Genomic DNA, 17,477 nt, shown 5'->3' with positions numbered 1-17,477 from the left:
CGGGGCCTCCTCTCGGCGTGCCGGACGGAAGACGCCGTTGATGGACCGGACGTGCTTGGGGTTTCGGCCGGTGCGGCGAGAGGGCGTGCCGGGCGTCGCGACGGGGCGAACGTCGCCTGCCGCGGCACTAGCAGCAGGCAGCGGCGCGATGTCCGACGGACCCGGGGTGAAGCCGCGTGGTGCGCTCCCCACGGCCGCACACCCCGCCCCCGCCCTGGCCCTCTCCTCCGTCACCTTCGCCTACGGCCCCACCGCCGCCCCCGTGGTCCAGGACCTCGACCTCACCCTCCCGCACGGCGCCCACCTGGCGGTCGTCGGCCCGAGCGGGATCGGTAAGTCCACGCTCACGGCGCTGGTCGCGGGGCTGCTGGAGCCCCGGCACGGCACCATCCGGATCTGCGGGGAGCCGGTGCCCTCGGCACAGGCCTCGGCGCGACGGGTCCTCATCCCGCAGGAGGCGTACGTCTTCACCGGAACCGTCGCGGAGAACCTGACCCACTTCCGGACGGACCGTGTGCCCGAGGCGGAACTGCTCGCGGCCGCCGAGGCGTTGGGGCTCGCCCCGCTGCTGGACCGACTCGGCGGGCCGGCGGCGGCGATCGACCCGGCGACCCTGTCCGCGGGGGAACGCCAGCTGATCGCGCTCACCCGGGCCTATCTGTCCCCTGCCCCGCTCGCCCTGCTCGACGAAGCCACCTGCCACCTCGACCCGTCGGCGGAGGAACGCGCGGAACGCGCCTTCGCGGCCCGGCCCGGCGGCACGCTGGTCGTCGTCGCCCACCGCATCAGTTCGGCGCGGCGGGCGGAGCGGGTCCTGGTGATGGACGGGCGCGGGACGGCGTACGGCTCCCACGACGACCTGCTGCGGGCCTCGCCCCTGTACCGGGACCTGGTCGGCGCGTGGGCGCCGGTGGCGGCGGGTTCAGAGCCAGCCCTCGCCCTGCGAGATGCGGATCGCGTCGATCCGGTTGCGGGCGCCGGTCTTGCGGGTGATGGCCGCCATGTAGTTGCGCACGGTCCCGTTGGACAGGTGCAGGCTCCCGGCGATCTCCGCGACGGAAGCGCCCTCGGCGGCGAGGGATAACACGCTGAGCTCGCGCCGGGTCAGCGGCATCTGGGCGGCCTTGAGGAACCCGAAGCCCAGGGAGTCGTCGACGAAACGTTTACCCTCGGCGACCCTGCGGATCGCGCGCACGAGACGCTCCGGCGAGCTCTCCTTGTCGACGTACCCCAGCGCTCCCGCCTCGACCGCCCGCTTCAACAGGCCCGGCCGGCTCGCGCTGGTCAGCACCAGGAGCCCCGGCGGGGCCGGTTCCGCCCCGCCCCGGCCCAGTTCGCCGAGGGGCGGGATGCCGTACGTGTCCGAGCACTCCAGGTCCGCCGCGCAGACGTCGGGCCGCGCGGCCCGTAATCTGCCCGGCGCACCGCGCCAGGTCGTCTCCTCCACTCCCAGGTCGGGTTCCCGGCGCAGCCACTCCGCCAGGACCGAACGCATCAGACACTCGTCGTGCACCAGCAGTACCCGGATCACTGCCCACCCTCAGCTTTCCGTCCGACTCGTCCATGGTGTTGAGCGCGTGCCCATTGTTGGCGTCCGCGACCATCCGTGGGCGCGAAGAACCGGCCATCAGGGTGCGCGGGGGCGCACTTGAGGCGCCCGCACGCTGTCGCGCGCATCGACTGGGGTGGCATGGGAGCGGGTTGGCGGGGTACCTGGGCGCTCTTCACCGTTCCGCGGGCCGACGTGCGCCTTTTCAGGTGCGCGCGGTCTGTGCCGCACCGGTGAGCGCGCTCCGGTGCGCGCTCGTGGACGACGGACCGGATCTTCGTGACGGGGCGTCCGGCCGTGGCACGGGGGGCGTGCGGGGCGCCGAAAGCCGCTGCCCGACCCTCCGGCTCGTGCGGACACGACGCGGCCCGGCCCTCCCGCCGGAGGGCCGGGCCGTCCGCTGCCGACCGGAACCGCGAGTGAGGCCGATCAGCGGGTCTGGGTGAGCGACGAACCGTTGTTCGCGCCGGCCCCGGACTGCGCGCCGGTGCCGGTACCCGACTGGTCGCCCGCGCCCGTACCCGCGCCGGACTGGTCGCCCGCGCCCGTGCCCGCGCCGGACTGGTCGCCCGCGCCCGTGCCCGCGCCCTGGTTGCCCGCGCCCGTGCCGTCGGTCGCGGCGGCGGAGGGGTCGGCCGTGCCGCCCACCGCGGCGCCGCCGCCCGCCTGGCCGCCGGCGCCGGTGCCGTCGGTCGCCGAGGCGGAGGGGTCGGCCGAGGCCGAGCCGCCCTGGTTGCCCGCACCCGCGCCCGCGCCCGCGCCACTGTCGCCCAGGGTGGCGCCCGTGGCCTGGAGGGCCGCGGTCACGGGCTGGAAGAAGGTCTCGCCGCCCGCGGTGCAGTCGCCGCTGCCGCCCGAGGTCATGCCGACCGCGCTGCCGTCCTGGGTGAACAGCGAGCCGCCGCTGTCGCCGGCCTCGGCGCAGACGTTGGTCTGTATGAGGCCGGTGACGGTGTCGGTGCCGCCGGGGACGGTCTCGCTCGCGAAGTTGACGGTGGCGTCCAGGCCGGTGACCTGTCCGTTGTGCAGGCCGGTGGTGCTGCCCATGCGGAAGACCTGCTCGCCGACGGTGGCGTCCGCTGCCTTGGTGATCTGGACGGTCTGGCCGCCGCCGACGTTGACGTCGCTGGTGGTCTTGGTGTTGGGGTCGTCGTACTTGACCAGGGAGAAGTCGCCGTTGCCGGGGAAGGTGGCCTGGTCGACGGTGGCGATGGGCTTGCCCGTCTGGGAGTCGGACCACTGCTTGGCGGCCACACCGCAGTGACCGGCCGTCAGGAAGGCCGGACTGCCGTCCTTGGCCGTGACGTTGAAGCCGAGCGAGCAGCGGACGGTGCCGCCCTGGGCCTGGGCGAAGATGGCGTCGCCGCCCGAGACCAGGGTCTTGAACTTGCCGGACGTCTTCTTCACCGTCGCCATGCCGCCGCCGAGGCTCTTGACCGTCGAGGTCAGTCTGGCCCACTTGGCGCCGGTCACCGAGCGGTCCGCCGTGACGGCGAGCTTGTTGGTCTTCGGGTCGATCGCCCAAGCCGTACCCGGAATGGTCGCCTTGGCCTTCAGGGTCTGTGCCCCGGACTTCAACGAGGCGAGGCTGTTCTTGACCTCACGCACCTGGGCGCCGGCCTTCTTCGCCTCGACGACCACCTGGTTGTTGCTGCCGGACACCACGTTGACGACCAGTTGCTTGCTCGCCGCGTCGTAGTAGGAGCCGGCGAAGGACTGACCGAGCAGGGTCTGCAGCTGCGCGGCGAGATCCGAGGCGTCCGTCGCCTTCAGGGTCTTGGGGACGGCGGCGCCGTTCGACGAGCCGTCCTGCGAGGCGTTGGCGTTCGGCAGCAGCATCACGGCCGCGCCGAGCGCCACGACGCTGCCCGCCGCGATCGCGGCCTTGCGCTTCGGAATTCGCTTGTGACTCAAACTTCTCATCCTCCTGGGGGGACCGGAGTCTGTGCCGCCGTTCGGCAGCTGTTCTGTTCTGGCGCCTGGATGGCTGTTGGTACGCACGGGCCTCGTGGTGCGTTCAATGCGGTTCGCCAACTCTCTTTGCCGGATGCCGAATCGGCCATGACCCTCGGCTGACGCGGCGACGCCGGGAACAATCGCCCATATGACGATGACGACCGGCGAAGCCGACAAGATCCTCTCCGCCGACTTCGCCCCTTGAATCCTCGAGCTGGGCCTGCGCCTGCAGGCGCTGGGCGACGACCGCGCGGTGCTGCGTCTGCCCTGGTCGGACCGGCTGGCGCGGGAGGGCGGCGGGCTTTCGGGGCAGGCGCTGATGGCGGCCGCGGACACGGCCACTGTGATCGCGGTGTCCGCGGCGCGCGGTGCGTACGGGCCCATGACGACCGTTCAGCAGTCGACGTCGTTCCAGCGGGCGGTGACCGGTTCTGATGTCCTGATCGAGGCGGTGCTCACCAAGCCGGGCCGGCGGATGGCGTTCGCGGACGTCACCCTGACCGACGCGGACTCCGGTCGGATCGCGGCACGCGCGAGCACCGTCTACGCCCTTCTGGGCTGACACGGTGCGCGGTCGGCCGGCGACGCTCCGTCCTGAACACCGGACCGAATCCCGACTCCAGAGAATCTGCACACCGAATGCGCAACGAGGTCACCGTGCGCGGGGATTCTGCACAAGCCCGTCCACCGGGCCACGCCATTGCGGCGGGAGTGTCGGATTCGCCTGACGATCAGCAAGCCCTGTGACGCACCGATGCCGTGAGGCATGTGAAGAACCTGCCACCGACCGGTGCGCACTCCTGCACGGATCGGTACCGCAGGGACGCAAGTTGCCTGGTGAGGCGGTTGGTTGATTGGAAGCGCGGACCCGCCGCGTGCTTTGATCCATCGCACCGCGGGGGCCGCGGAGGGTTCCCGGAAACGGGTGCCCGGCGCTCGCGGTCGCGGCCGTCGCTCTGTCCCCAGAGGGGGCCGCTCCCCCCTTGTGAGATATCCATATGAAGGGAAGTTCCATCATGAACTCCACCCCCCAGGTTGAGACCGTCGAGATCTCCGACGCGGAGCTCGACAACGTCTCCGGCGGTCTGTCCGTGAACGCCCTCGGCACCGTCACCGGCCTGGTGGACGGCATCGCCCCGGTTTCCGGTGTGCTCAACACGGCCGTCGGCACCGTCGAGGGTGTCACCGGCCTGAACACGGCTCCGGTCACCAACCTGGTCGCCGGTCTCTGATCGCACCTTTTGTGATCGTCGAGTCCCGGAGCCGAACCAGGCTCCGGGGCCTTCGGTTGCCGTGAACCAGCCGGCTCGCGCGAGCCGGTCCTTCCTCGTTTCCAGGTGAGGGAAAGTCCCGTGCAGTTCCGCCAACAGGCCCTCGCCAAGCTCCAGTCACCGGAGGAGCTCGACCTTCCGGTGCGCTTCGCCCGCCCGCAGGGGTGGCTCGTGCTGTCCGTGACGGTCGTCGCGGTGGCGGCCGCCTCGGTGTGGGCGGTGACCGGCTCGGTGGCCTCCACGATCAGCGCGCCCGCCGTCCTCACCCACGGTCAGGGCAGTTACGTCCTGCAGAGCCCGGTCGCCGGCCAGGTCACCGCGGTTCTCGCCCAGCAGGGCGAGCGCCTGCCCGCCAACTCTCCCGTCCTGAAGGTCCGTACGAGCCGGGGCGACACCGTCGTGCGCACGGTCGCCGCGGGCCGGATCACCGCGCTCGCCGCCACCATCGGCCAGATCATCCAGACCGGCGCGAACGTCGCCGCCGTCGAGAAGGTCGCCCACGCCTCCGATCCGCTGTACGCGACGGTGTACGTGCCGGCCGAGAACGCGGCTTCCATTCCCGCCGACGCCAAGGTCGACCTCACCGTCTCCTCCGTGCCGACGCAGACGTACGGCGTGCTGCGCGGTCAGGTGAAGTCGGTGGACCGCTCGGCGGAGTCGGCGCAGCAGATCGCGGCGTTCCTCGGGGACAGCCAACTGGGCGAGCAGTTCACCAAGAAGGGCCGCCCGGTGGCCGTCCTGGTGGAGCTCGACAAGTCGTCGGGCACCAGGAGCGGCTACCGGTGGTCGTCCAAGGACGGGCCGCCGTTCCCTCTCACCTCCATGACCCTGGCCTCGGGTTCGATCCGGCTGGCCGATCAGCGTCCCGTCGATTGGCTGCTGCCGTGAGCACCGCACAGGAGACCCGGAGCAGACGCCGCGCCGCTGCGCCCAAGCGTCCCGTCCCCACGGGGAAGGTGAGGACCGTCCGTACGCCGACGGTCCTGCAGATGGAGGCCGTGGAGTGCGGCGCCGCCTCCCTCGCCATGGTGCTCGGCCACTACGGCAAGCACGTCCCGCTGGAGGAGCTGCGCATCGCCTGCGGTGTCTCCCGCGACGGCTCGCGCGCGAGCAACCTCCTGAAGGCGGCCCGCAGTTACGGACTGACGGCCAAGGGCATGCAGATGGACACGGCCGCCCTCGCCGAGGTGAGGACGCCGGCCGTACTGTTCTGGGAGTTCAACCACTACGTCGTCTACGACGGCATGGGGCGCCGCTTCGGCCGGCGCGGGGTGTACATCAACGACCCCGGCAAGGGCCGGCGTTTCGTGCCCATGGAGGACTTCGACGGCAGCTTCACCGGTGTGGTGCTGGTGATGGAGCCCGGCGAGGGCTTCACCAAGGGCGGCCGCAAGCCCGGCATCCTGGGCGCGATGCCCGCCCGGCTGCGCGGCACGGCGGGCACCATGCCGGCCGCGGTGCTGGCGAGCCTGCTCCTCGTCCTGGTCGGAGCGGCGGTGCCGGCGCTCAGCCGTACCTATATCGACATGTTCCTGATCGGCGGCCAGACCTCGCTGCTGGGCGTGCTGTTCGCGTCGATGGGCGCGTGTGTGCTGCTCACCGTGCTGCTGACCTGGCTGCAGCAGGCGAACCTGCTGCACGGCCGGATCATCTCCTCCACCCTCTCCAGCGCCCGCTTCCTGCGCCATCTGCTGCGGCTGCCGGTGACGTTCTTCGCCCAGCGCAGCCCGGCCGATCTGGTACAGCGGCTGCAGTCCAACGACCAGGTGGCCGAGACACTGGCCCGCGACCTCGCGGCGGCGGGCGTGGACTGCGTGGTCGTCGTGCTCTACGCGATCCTGCTCTACACCTACGACCCCCAGCTGACGTTCGTCGGCATCGGCGTGGCGCTGCTGAACATCGTCGCCATGCGGGTCGTCATCCGGCTGCGCGCCACCCGCACGGCCAAGCTGCGCGCGGACAGCGCCCGGCTCACCAACACCGCCTACACCGGCCTGCAGCTGATCGAGACGATGAAGGCGACGGGCGGTGAGGACGGCTACTTCCGCAAATGGGCCGGGCAGCACGCCACCACCCTGGAGGAGCAGCAGCGGCTCGGGGTGCCGAGCGCCTGGCTGGGCGTGGTCGCGCCGACGCTGGCCTCGCTCAACAGCGCGGTGATCCTGTGGGTCGGCGGTATGCGCGCGGTCGAGGGCGGCATCTCGGTGGGCCTCCTGGTCGCCTTCCAGTCGCTGGTCACCCGTTTCACCGCCCCGATCACCCGGCTCAACGGTGTCGCGGGCCGCATCCAGGACTTCGCCGCCGACGTGGCCCGCCTCAAGGACGTCGAGAACTTCCAGGCCGACCCGCTCTACGGCCGTCCCGGCGCCGGCGACTCCACGCGCCGCCTGCACGGCCATGTGGAGCTGCAGAACATCACCTTCGGCTACAACCCGCTCGACAAGCCGCTGCTCACCGGCTTCGACCTCACGGTCGGCCCGGGCCAGCAGGTGGCGCTGGTCGGCGGCTCGGGCAGCGGCAAGTCCACGGTGTCCCGGCTGATCTCAGGTCTGTACGCCCCCTGGGACGGCGTGATCCGCATCGACGGACAGCGACTGGACGACATCCCGCGCGGCGCGCTGGCCGCCTCCGTCTCCTTCGTCGACCAGGAGGTCTTCCTCTTCGAGGGCTCCGTCCGGGACAACGTGGCGCTGTGGGATCCGTCCATCCCGGACGACGCGGTGGTGGAGGCGCTGCGGGACGCGGCACTCCACGACGTCGTGATGCGCCGCCCCGGCGGCATCCACAGCAGGGTCGAGCAGGACGGCCGCAACTTCTCCGGTGGTCAGCGCCAACGCCTGGAGATCGCGCGGGCCTTGGTGCGCCGGCCCAGCATCCTGGTGCTCGACGAGGTGACCAGCGCGCTGGACGCGGAGACCGAGCAGGTCGTGATGGACAACCTGCGCCGGCGGGGCTGCGCCTGCGTGGTGATCGCGCACCGGCTGAGCACCGTGCGCGACAGCGACGAGATCGTGGTCCTGCAGCACGGCACGATCGTGGAACGCGGGCGGCACGAGGACCTGGTGACGCGCGGGGGCGCGTACGCGGCGCTGGTCAGGGAGCGATGAGATGACGACCGCACACGAAGGCGACCTCGTTCTCGGCGCCCTCGGCTCCCTGGGCACCCGGGTCGACTGCACGGGCCTGAACCGGCTCGACCTGGAGGGCCCGCAGGTGCTGTGGCTGGTCGCGGCCGGCGCCCTGGACCTGTTCGCGGTGGACGCCGTGCAGCAGGGCCACTGGCACCACCTCGGCCGGCTGGAGGCCGGATCGCTGGTCCTCGGCCCGGTCGCGGGCCCCCAGCACACCCTGGTCGCCCGCCCTTTGCGGGACTGCGTGGTGCACCGCATCGGCCTGCGCGAGCTGTACCAGACGGCCGACACGCAGACCTGGTCCTACGACGAGTACGGCAACCCCCAGTACGTTCCGCCGACGACCAGCCCGCTGGAGTACGCGCTCGCCCTCGGCGTCGGCCGCAGTCTGTCCGTCCTCTTCCAGGCGCCGATGGCCACCGAGCGTGCCACCGAGATCACCGACGACGACGTCTTCTGGATGCAGGTGCCGCCGGGCAGTGTCCAGTACGGCTCGCTTTACGGCGCCGACGCGGCGGCCGACCTGCTGATGGACCCGGCGGTCTGGCAGAGCATGGTCGACCAGCAGTACCGGCTGCTGACCACGCTGGACCGCTGGATCGAGCAGCTGGAGCGGACCCACGAGACGCGAACGGCCGCCGGGATCAAGGCCGGTGAGGCCGTCCGCGCCCAGGCCGACCAGACGCTGCTCGCCTCGATCGGCAAGTCCTCCTCCTCGGCCAGGCGCACGACGTCCGCCGACGCGGACGCCACCTACGCGGCGTGCAGGCTGGTCGCCGACGCGGCCGGGATCACGCTGGTGGAGCGTGCGCAGAGCGGGACGGAGAGCGACCGTCTCGACCCGGTGGAGCGCCTGGCCATCGCCTCCCGCGTGCGCACCAGGGCCGTACGCCTGGACGGGCACTGGTGGCGGGACAACGTCGGTCCGCTGGTGGGGCACCGGGCCCTGTCGGGTGCGCCGGTGGCGTTGCTGTGGCGGCGCGGCGGCTATGTGGCCGTGCATCCCTCCTCCGGGCGGGAGACGCCGATCGAGAAGGCCAACGCGGAGGAGTTCGAGCCGCGCGCGGTGATGTTCTACCGGCCGCTGCCCGACCGGGCGCTCAGTCCGCTGCGACTGCTGCGCTTCAGCATGCGCGGCACCGGCGGCGATCTGTCGAACCTGCTGGTCAGCGGTCTGGTGACGGTGGCGATCGGGGCGCTGGTGCCGATCGCCACGGGCAAGGTGCTGGGCGAGTTCGTGCCGCGGGCGCAGACGAACCTGATCGCGCAGGTCTGTCTCGCGGTGATGGTCACCAGTGTGGTGGCGGCGGCCTTCATGCTGCTGGAGAACCTCACCATCCTGCGTCTCGAGGGCCGTATCGAGGCGACCCTGCAACCCGCCGTGTGGGACCGGCTGCTGCGGCTGCCGACGAAGTTCTTCACCGAGCGCTCTACGGGTGAGCTGGCGAGCGCGGCCATGGGGATCAGCGCGATCCGCCGCATGATGGCGGGGATCGGGCCCGTGATCGCCCAGTCGGTGACCGTCGGCGCGATGAACCTGGGCCTGCTGTTCTGGTACAGCACCTCGATGGCGATGGCGGCGATCGGCATGCTGGTCGTGATCGCCGGCGCGTTCCTGGGTCTCGGACTCTGGCAGGTGCGCTGGCAGCGGCGCCTGGTCGTGCTCTCCAACAAGCTGAACAACCAGGCCTTCCAGACCCTGCGGGGCCTGCCGAAGCTACGGGTGGCGGCGGCCGAGAACTACGCGTACGCGGCCTGGGCCGCGGAGTTCGCCCGCAGCCGCGAACTGCAGCAGAAGGTCGGCCGCATCAAGAACCTCACCACGGTGATGGGCGCGGTGTACCTCCCGCTGTGCACCCTGCTGATGTTCATGCTGCTCGCGGGCCCGGCGCGCGGGGCGATGTCGGCGGCCTCCTTCCTCACCTTCAACACCTCGGTGACGATGCTGCTGACCTCGGTCACCCAGCTGACCGGCGCGTTCGTGTCGGCGGTGGCGGCGCTGCCGTTGTTCGAGGAGATCAGGCCGGTCCTCGAGGCGACACCCGAGGTACGCACGGCGAGCACCCGGCCGGGACCGCTGACGGGGTCGATCGAGGCACGCCGGCTCTCCTTCCGCTACACGGACGACGGGCCACTGGTCCTCGACGACGTGTCGTTCGAGATCCGCCCGGGCGAGTTCGTGGCGATCGTCGGCCCCAGCGGCTGCGGCAAGTCGACGCTGCTGAGGCTGCTGATCGGCTTCGACAAGCCCGTCTCGGGCAGTGTCCTGTACGACGGCCAGGACCTCGCCGCCCTCGACCAGTCGGCGGTACGGCGCCAGTGCGGTGTCGTGCTCCAGCACGCGCAGCCGTTCACCGGGTCCATCCTGGACGTCATCTGCGGCACCGAGCCCTACACACCCGAGGAGGCGATGGCGGCGGCCGAGATGGCGGGGCTCGCCGAGGACATCAAGCGGATGCCGATGGGGCTGCACACGATCGTCTCGGGCAGCGGCGCCGTCTCCGGCGGCCAGCGTCAGCGCCTCATGATCGCCCAGGCGCTGATCCGCAGGCCGCGCATCCTGTTCTTCGACGAGGCGACCAGCGCCCTCGACAACGAGACCCAGCGCACGGTGATCGAGTCCACCAAGGCCCTCAACGCCACCCGGGTCGTCATCGCGCACCGCCTGTCGACGGTCCTGGACGCCGACCGCGTCATCGTCATGGAGGACGGCAAGGTCGCCCAGCAGGGCCCGCCCGCGCAGCTGCTCGCGGACACGGGCGGGCGGCTGCACGAGCTGGTCCGGCGCCAGATGGCATGACGCCGGACCGCTGCGAGGGAGACGGCGGCCCCTTTGCGCTGGCATGGTGTCCCTTGTGCGCAGAGCTGCGGCGGCCTTCGGAAGTCTCGTGTTCCTGTTCCTCGCGCCCGGCACCGTGGTGGTGCTGCTGCCCTGGTGGCTGACCGGCTGGCGGACCGGCGGCTGGTGGCTGCCGGTGCGGGTGCTCGGTCTGCTCCCGCTCGCCGCGGGCGCGGTCGTGCTGCTCGGAGCCTTCGTCCGGTTCGTCATCGAGGGCCTGGGCACTCCGGCACCGCTCGCGCCGCCCGGGCAGCTGGTGGTGGGCGGCCTCTACCGGTACGTGCGCAATCCGATGTACGTGGCCGTGCTCGCGGCGATCGGCGGCCAGGGTCTGCTGCTCGCCCGGCCCCTCCTGTTCGGCTACGGGGTCTGCGCGGGCGTTGGCATGTGGGCGTTCGTGCGATGGTACGAGGAGCCCGAGCTGACGCGCCGGTTCGGCGCCGACTACGAGCGTTACCGGCGTGCGGTACCTGGCTGGTTGCCTCGGTTCACACCGTGGCGCGGCGACGGATGAGCGTTGGTTCGCCCAGAAGTGGGTACCCACCGGGCCATGCGAATCAGCGTGGTGGACGTGGGGTCGAACACGGTCCGGCTGGTGGTGGCGGATGCGGAGGGCGGTGTGCCGCTGCCGGTGCACACCGCGAAGTGGCGGCTGAGGCTGTCGGAGCACGTGCGGCCGGGGAGCGACATCCCCGAGGAGGACGTGGAGCGGCTGGTCGCGGCGGTCGGCGAGGCGAGCCGGACCGCGGGCCGGTGGGGCGCGGCCGGCCCGGTGGCCTTCGCGACCGCCGTGGTGCGCGCGGCCCCCAACCGCCACGAGGTGCTGCGCGCCGTCCGCTCGCGCACCGGGGTCGAGCTGTGCACCCTGCCCGGTGAGGTGGAGGCGGAGCTCACCTTCCTCGGGGCCCGGCGCTGGATGGGGTGGCGGTCGGGACCGCTCGCCCTGCTGGACATCGGCGGCGGTTCCCTCGAAGTGGCCTTCGGGCGGGGCCGGTTGCCGGACTTCGTGGCCTCGCTGCCGCTCGGCGCGGGCCGGCTGACCCACGAGTTCCTCCAGGAGGCCGATCCGCCGACGCCGGAACAGTTGCGGGGGCTGCGCCGCAAGGTCCGCCATCAGCTGCGGGACGTGGCGGCGCGGATCCGCTGGGAGGGGCCGCGCACCGCCGTGGCCACCTCCCGTACGTTCCAGCAGCTGGGGCGGCTGTGCGGGGCGGCGCCGGGGCGGCACGGGCCGTTCATGGAGCGCCAGTTGCACCGCGCGGACCTGCGCGCGGCGATCGAGCGGCTGGCGGCGCTGCCCGCCGCGGAACGCGCCCGCTTGCCCGGGATCTCCGCACCGCGCGCCGCGCAGAGCCTCGCCGGCGCCGTGGTGGGGCACACGGCGATGAAGCTGACCGGTCTCAAGACGGTCAGCGTGTGTCCGTGGGCCATCCGGGAGGGCGTGCTGCTGCGCCACATCGAGGACGGACCCTCGTGGTGGGCGGAGATCAACCGCCTCAACGAGGCCCCGCCCCCGAATCCCGTACCCCTGCGCATCGCCAGTGCCACGAGCTGAACGCCCATTCAGCGCGTTGTGCACGTCCCCGACCGGGTACTCGGCTCCCATGAGGCACGACGACGAAGAGCCGGTTCTGCCCACTCCCCGGGGACCGGTCTCGGCCGCGGTGAAGGAGTATCTGATGGGTGCCGGTCCGCTGCCGCGGCCGGAGGTGGTCGCGGCGGCCGGGGCCTACGGGAGCGACCTGCAGCTTGCGTTGTACCTCTGCTACGAGCTGCACTACCGCGGGTTCGCGGGCGTGCCGTCGGAGCACGAGTGGGACCCCGAGCTGCTGCGGGTCCGGGCGGCTCTGGAGCATCGGTTCCTCAGCGCGCTGCGCGCGGACACCCCTGTCCACGACAGCGTCGAGGACGCGCTCGCCGAGCTGCTCGTCGAGCCCGTGCAGGGTGAGGGGGTCAGCCATTTCCTGTCCGCCGAGGGCGAGTTGTGGCAGCTGCGGGAGTACGCGGCGCAGCGGTCGCTGTACCACCTCAAGGAGGCCGACCCGCACGCGTGGGCGCTGCCCAGGCTGGTGGGGCGCGCCAAGGCGGGCATGGCCGCGGTGGAGTTCGACGAGTTCGGCGGGGGACGCGCCGACAGGGTGCACGCCCGGCTGTTCGCCGACCTGATGACGGACCTCGGACTGGACACGACGTACGGCAGGTATCTCGACGCGGCGAGCGCCGAGATGCTGGTCACGGTCAACCTGATGTCCCTGTTCGGTCTGCACCGGGCCCTGCGGGGAGCGCTGGTGGGCCACTTCGCCGCCGTCGAGATCACCTCCTCGCCCGGCTCCCGGCGACTGGCCGAGGCGATGCGGCGCACCGGCGCCGGTGCCGCCGCCGAGCACTTCTACGACGAGCACGTGGAGGCCGACGCCGTCCACGAACAGGTCGTCCGGCACGACGTCATCGGCGGACTGCTGGCCGAGGAGCCCCATCTGGCGCCGTACGTCGCGTTCGGCATCGACGCCACCGGATACGTCGAGGACCGGTTCGCCGCCCGGCTGCTCGGCGACTGGCGGGCGGGCAGGTCCTCGCTGCGGACGCCCGATCTTGGGGAAATCTCCCTTATTTCGTGAAGGCCGGGGTACCTGAGTCAGGTGAATCCACTGGTACCGCCGGGTGTGTACGCCCCGCAGGAAGACACCGATCTCCTCGTCGGCGCCCTGTCCGAGGAACCGCTGCAGCCCGGTGCGGCCGTGCTCGACGTGGGCACCGGGACGGGTGCGCTGGCGCTGGCGGCCGCGCGCCGCGGCACCCGGGTGACCGCGGTGGACGTGTCGTGGCGGGCGGTGTGCACCGCACGCGTGAACGCCCTGCTGGCAGGCTTGCCGCTGCGGATCCGGCGCGGGAACCTGTTCACGCCGGTGCGCGGTCAGTCCTTCGACCTGATCCTGTCCAACCCGCCCTATGTGCCGGCACCGACCGACGGTGCTCGGCCGCGCGGTGCGGCCCGGGCGTGGGACGCGGGCGGGGACGGCCGGCTGGTGCTCGACCGGATCTGCCGCGAGGCGCCGGGCCTGCTGCGTCCCGGCGGGGTGCTGCTGATGGTCCACTCCGCGCTCAGCGGCCCCGACCGGACCCTCGACCACCTGCGTGCCGCGGGACTCAAGGCGTCCGTGACCGGGCGGCGTCGGATCGCCCTCGGCCCGGTGCTGCGGGGCCGGGAGGGGTGGCTGCGGGAGCGCGGTCTGCTGGCCGCCGACGACGAGAAGGAAGAGCTGGTGATCGTCCGTGCCGAACTCCCCCGCTGACAGCCCGCGCCGCATCAAGGTCCAGCGCCGGGGCCCGCTGCTCGTGGAGGGTCCCGTCGAGGTGGAACTGGAGGACGGCCGCACGGTCTCGTCCGACCGTTTCCAGGTCGCGCTGTGCACCTGCCGCCGCAGCCGCCGCTTCCCGTGGTGCGACACCAGCCACCGTGAACGCACTTGATGGTTCAGGCTGACCAATTGTCAAGCGAAAGCGACTGCATTCACCAGGTCGAGTGAAACAGATCTTGCGCGTCGCGCCACAGGGATGCTCGGCGGTCCGCCGGGGTAACTACCGAGACCGAATGCGCCCCTTGCCACGGTGGAGCGGCCATGACCCCGGATGCGGACGACCACGCCTGCGAGACGCCGGCGGCGAACCCGTATGCCCGCACGCGGAGGGTGGGCCGGTTCACCGTGGTCGAGGTCACCGGCGAGATCGACCTGGCCACCGCCGGGTTCGTCGCGGAACACCTCCACGCGGCGACCGCCGACCCCCTGCCAGACGTGCTGGTCGACCTGCGGTACGTCGACTTCTTCGACTGCTCCGGCCTGCGCGTGCTGTGCCGGGCCGAGACCCGGGCCGGCGAGCGGGGCGGCCGGCTGCGCCTGGTCTGCGACGCACCGCGCATCCGCCGGCTGCTGACCGGCACGGGCCTGCTGAAACGCTTTCCGCCCCTCCCCGGGATGCCCGGGGAGGGGCGGCGGTGATCCCGGAGGTCGGCGGGCGGCCCCACTCCGCCCTGCCGACCTCCGGTACGAGATCGCTGGGTACCCCGCGACGGGAGGCTCGCACTCCCCATCCGCAGGCCTCGTCACGCGTGCCCGGGGTCCGCGCGATCCCGGTCCCTCAGAACGCGAAGACGCCGGTGCCGTAGGCGTCCTTCACGCACTGGTTGGCGAAGGTGTGCTCGTAGGAGACCCGCTCGCCCTGCCAGACGCCGTCGGCCGTGACGACGACCGGGTCGTACTGCTTGGTGCACAGCACGTCGTCCCCGGGCGCCAGGGCGTCGAGGCCGCCCGCGGCGCGCAGTTCGGCGCACGCCAGGGCGGGGGCCGGATGGGTGCCGGAGGGCGTGGGGGCGCAGTTCAGGGTGACCGCGCGTTGCGGTGTCGCGGTGGCGGCGCTCTCGCCGTGGGCGATGGTCAGCACCAGGGCCGAGGGGGCGTAGAGCGAGGCGGGGGCGGTGGCCGGGGCGGCGAGGGCGGCTCCGGTCAGGGGGCCGCAGACGGCGGTGGCCGTCAGGGCGAGGGTCGCCGCCCAGCGCGCGGTGTTCCGCATTGTGTGCATCCTTCCGCTGGATTCGAGGGTGGGCCGGGCCGCCACTGGTCGGTGCCGGACCGGCGAGCGCGAGTCTGCCGACTCCGTCGCGGAAACTCACCTCGACCCCACGCGTTTCAGTAACCTTGCGTGTTGAATCAGTGGCGTGAAGTCACGTCATCCGACCAGCCGAACCCCGGAACTGCGCGGTTCTTGATCGCCCGAAGCAGTCCAGTGGCCGGTTTCGACCACCTTGTTAATCGGCCTGAAACATTCCGATTGAGCTCTCGGCTGACTCCTGGATCTCCCCTTGTATTCAGGAAGCGAGCGAGTAATGGTGATTACATGATTACGACAGAGCAGCAGGAGAAACTGCGCGGCTGGCTCACCGGCCGCCTTCCCGACGACGTCTTCGAGGAGCTGGCCGAGGTCACGGTCGACCGCGAGGAGATCACCGTCATCGGTCGCATCCCGGAGCCCCGGCTGGCCGAGGACGCCTCGGCCACCGAGCGGGAGGCGGCGACCCAGGGCCGGATCCAGGAGTTCCGCGAGCGGACCCGGGAGGCCCGGATCGAGGTGGCCCGCGAGGCCGAGCACCGGTTCCGCCGCAAGGTCAGCTGGGGTGTGGTGTGCGGGGACGAGCGCGCACTGTTCACCCACGTCGCCGCGCCGGTGATGACCAGGCTGCGGCAGCCCGAGCGCCAGGTCCTCGACACCCTCATCGCGGGCGGGGTCGCCCGCAGCCGCAGCGACGCCCTCGCCTGGTGCGTACGGCTCGTCCAGCGGCACACCGACGACTGGCTCACCGAACTGCGGGAGTCCCTGGAGCACGTCCAGCGGGTACGGGCGCAGGGTCCCGACGCAGAAGACGCAGAAGACGCGGAACCGGCGGACGCGCCGACCGGTGAGGTGTGACGGGGCGCTGCGCGGGTCCCACGCACGGACCTGCGTCTACTCGCCAGTATCGTCGGGGTGCACCGCGTTCTCAGCGACGGGAGACGGGACCTTCCCATGGCGAAGCACTGGGCGGACTTCCAGTACGAGATCTACCTCAGCGGGTTGTCGGGCACGGTACCGCGGCTGCCCACCGACCTGACCCGCCTCGAGGAGCTGACCGAGCGGCGGCTCGGCCCGGGACCCGTCGGCTATGTGGCGGGCAGCGCCGGCGACGGCAGTACGGCACGCGCGAACCGGGCGGCACTGGAGCGCCGCCGGATCGTGCCGCGGATGCTGCGGGACGTGAGCGAGCGTGACCTGTCGGTTCAGGTTTTGGGCCGTGCCCTGCCCGCGCCGCTGGCCCTGGCGCCGGTCGGCGTGCTGTCGATCATGCACCCGGACGCCGAGCCGGCGGCCGCCCGCGCCGCCGCCGCGCAGGGCGTGCCGTACATCCTGTCCTCGGCGTCCAGCACGCCGATGGAGCAGGTGGCCGAGGCCATGGGGGACGCCGAGCGCTGGTTCCAGCTGTACTGGCCGAAGGACGTCGAGGTCGCCCGCAGTTTCCTGAACCGGGCGAAGGCGGCCGGGTTCACGGCGCTGGTCGTCACGCTCGACACGCCGATGCTGGCCTGGCGTCCGCGCGACCTCGACCAGGCCTATCTGCCGTTCCTGCACGGCGTGGGCACCGCCAACTACTTCTCCGACCCGGCCTTCCAGGCGGGCCTGGCCAAGCCGGTGGCCGAGGATCCCAACGCGGCCGTACTGCACTTCGTCGGCTTGTTCGCGGACCCCGCGAAGAGCTGGCCGGATCTGGCGTTCCTGCGGGAGAACTGGGACGGCCCGATCGTCCTCAAGGGCATCCTGCACCCGGACGACGCCCGGCTGGCCGCCGACGCCGGCCTGGACGGTGTGGTGGTCTCCAACCACGGCGGCCGCCAGGTGGCCGGCTCCGTGGCCGCCGCCGACGCGCTGCCCCGGGTGGCCGAGGCGGTCGGCGACCGGCTCACCGTGCTGTTCGACAGCGGCGTCCGCACCGGCGACGACGTCTTCAAGGCGCTCGCGCTCGGTGCACAGGCCGTCCTGCTCGGACGGCCGTACGTCTACGGGCTGGGCCTGGACGGTCAGGCGGGCGTGGAGCACGTCATCCGCTGCCTGCTCGCCGAGTTCGACCTGACCCTCGCCCTGTCCGGACACGCCACGCCCGCCGGCCTCTCCGCCGCCGACCTCGTCGAGGCGCCCGTGTGACC

General features: G+C 72.0%; 16 protein-coding genes and 1 pseudogene. 14 read left to right on the top strand and 3 right to left on the bottom strand.

Annotated features, from left to right (window positions below; genetic code table 11):
• Positions 1 to 40 precede the first annotated feature (40 nt).
• A pseudogene (locus tag ACIRVK_RS22480) lies at positions 41 to 685 on the top strand (ATP-binding cassette domain-containing protein); the annotation flags it as partial.
• Positions 686 to 922: 237 nt separating this feature from the next.
• Here ACIRVK_RS22480 and ACIRVK_RS22475 read toward each other — a convergent pair.
• Positions 923 to 1,531, bottom strand: a complete 609-nt coding sequence (locus ACIRVK_RS22475) for a LuxR C-terminal-related transcriptional regulator (RefSeq protein ID WP_404249651.1) — start codon at positions 1,529 to 1,531, stop codon at positions 923 to 925.
• A gap of 447 nt (positions 1,532 to 1,978) precedes the next feature.
• Positions 1,979 to 3,463, bottom strand: coding sequence for a S1 family peptidase (locus ACIRVK_RS22470; protein WP_404249649.1), 1,485 nt, complete (start codon positions 3,461 to 3,463; stop codon positions 1,979 to 1,981).
• Positions 3,464 to 3,710: 247 nt separating this feature from the next.
• Between ACIRVK_RS22470 and ACIRVK_RS22465 the strand changes: the two genes are divergently transcribed.
• The 11 genes from ACIRVK_RS22465 to ACIRVK_RS22415 all read left to right on the top strand — a co-directional run bounded on the left by ACIRVK_RS22465 (position 3,711) and on the right by ACIRVK_RS22415 (position 14,744).
• Positions 3,711 to 4,067, top strand: coding sequence for a PaaI family thioesterase (locus ACIRVK_RS22465; RefSeq protein ID WP_404249671.1), 357 nt, complete (start codon positions 3,711 to 3,713; stop codon positions 4,065 to 4,067).
• A gap of 454 nt (positions 4,068 to 4,521) precedes the next feature.
• Entirely contained in the window at positions 4,522 to 4,737 is a 216-nt protein-coding gene (locus tag ACIRVK_RS22460) for a type A2 lantipeptide (protein WP_404249648.1), read from the top strand.
• A 120-nt stretch (positions 4,738 to 4,857) separates the two neighbouring features.
• Positions 4,858 to 5,664: an HlyD family efflux transporter periplasmic adaptor subunit gene (locus ACIRVK_RS22455; RefSeq protein WP_404249646.1), complete on the top strand. Its 807-nt coding sequence runs from the start codon at positions 4,858 to 4,860 to the stop codon at positions 5,662 to 5,664.
• On the top strand, positions 5,661 to 7,883 hold the full coding sequence (locus ACIRVK_RS22450; RefSeq protein WP_404249644.1) for an NHLP family bacteriocin export ABC transporter peptidase/permease/ATPase subunit: 2,223 nt from the start codon (positions 5,661 to 5,663) through the stop codon (positions 7,881 to 7,883). Before ACIRVK_RS22455 ends, ACIRVK_RS22450 begins: the two co-directional genes overlap by 4 nt.
• Position 7,884: 1 nt before the next feature.
• Positions 7,885 to 10,707, top strand: coding sequence for an NHLP bacteriocin export ABC transporter permease/ATPase subunit (locus ACIRVK_RS22445; RefSeq protein ID WP_404249642.1), 2,823 nt, complete (start codon positions 7,885 to 7,887; stop codon positions 10,705 to 10,707).
• A gap of 55 nt (positions 10,708 to 10,762) precedes the next feature.
• The gene (locus ACIRVK_RS22440) at positions 10,763 to 11,260 is read left to right on the top strand and encodes a methyltransferase family protein (protein WP_404249640.1); all 498 of its coding nucleotides are present in this window, start codon (positions 10,763 to 10,765) and stop codon (positions 11,258 to 11,260) included.
• A 36-nt stretch (positions 11,261 to 11,296) separates the two neighbouring features.
• Positions 11,297 to 12,301, top strand: coding sequence for a Ppx/GppA family phosphatase (locus tag ACIRVK_RS22435; protein ID WP_404249639.1), 1,005 nt, complete (start codon positions 11,297 to 11,299; stop codon positions 12,299 to 12,301).
• A 49-nt stretch (positions 12,302 to 12,350) separates the two neighbouring features.
• On the top strand, positions 12,351 to 13,364 hold the full coding sequence (locus tag ACIRVK_RS22430; RefSeq protein WP_404249637.1) for an iron-containing redox enzyme family protein: 1,014 nt from the start codon (positions 12,351 to 12,353) through the stop codon (positions 13,362 to 13,364).
• Between the two features lie 21 nt (positions 13,365 to 13,385).
• The gene (locus tag ACIRVK_RS22425) at positions 13,386 to 14,039 is read left to right on the top strand and encodes a HemK2/MTQ2 family protein methyltransferase (protein WP_404249635.1); all 654 of its coding nucleotides are present in this window, start codon (positions 13,386 to 13,388) and stop codon (positions 14,037 to 14,039) included.
• Complete coding sequence (locus tag ACIRVK_RS22420; protein ID WP_404249633.1) at positions 14,020 to 14,217, top strand: CDGSH iron-sulfur domain-containing protein; 198 nt, start codon at positions 14,020 to 14,022, stop codon at positions 14,215 to 14,217. Before ACIRVK_RS22425 ends, ACIRVK_RS22420 begins: the two co-directional genes overlap by 20 nt.
• Positions 14,218 to 14,366: 149 nt before the next feature.
• Positions 14,367 to 14,744 carry an STAS domain-containing protein gene (locus tag ACIRVK_RS22415; protein WP_404249631.1) on the top strand — a complete coding sequence of 126 codons (378 nt, stop codon included), beginning with the start codon at positions 14,367 to 14,369 and terminating at the stop codon, positions 14,742 to 14,744.
• A 139-nt stretch (positions 14,745 to 14,883) separates the two neighbouring features.
• On the opposite strand, the gene ACIRVK_RS22410 is transcribed toward ACIRVK_RS22415, so the two are convergent.
• Positions 14,884 to 15,315, bottom strand: coding sequence for a protease inhibitor (locus ACIRVK_RS22410; protein ID WP_404249629.1), 432 nt, complete (start codon positions 15,313 to 15,315; stop codon positions 14,884 to 14,886).
• Positions 15,316 to 15,639: 324 nt separating this feature from the next.
• On the opposite strand from ACIRVK_RS22410, the gene ACIRVK_RS22405 reads away from it, so the two are divergent.
• Together ACIRVK_RS22405 and ACIRVK_RS22400 are read left to right on the top strand one after the other, a co-directional pair.
• The gene (locus tag ACIRVK_RS22405) at positions 15,640 to 16,209 is read left to right on the top strand and encodes a hypothetical protein (protein ID WP_404249627.1); all 570 of its coding nucleotides are present in this window, start codon (positions 15,640 to 15,642) and stop codon (positions 16,207 to 16,209) included.
• A gap of 96 nt (positions 16,210 to 16,305) precedes the next feature.
• Entirely contained in the window at positions 16,306 to 17,475 is a 1,170-nt protein-coding gene (locus tag ACIRVK_RS22400; RefSeq protein WP_404249625.1) for a lactate 2-monooxygenase, read from the top strand.
• The last annotated feature ends 2 nt before the right edge of the window (positions 17,476 to 17,477 follow it).

The sequence above is a fragment of the Streptomyces sp. NPDC101152 genome, assembly GCF_044768275.1.
In the GTDB taxonomy this organism is placed as follows: domain Bacteria; phylum Actinomycetota; class Actinomycetes; order Streptomycetales; family Streptomycetaceae; genus Streptomyces.
This window is presented reverse-complemented; position numbering and strand designations above follow the sequence as displayed.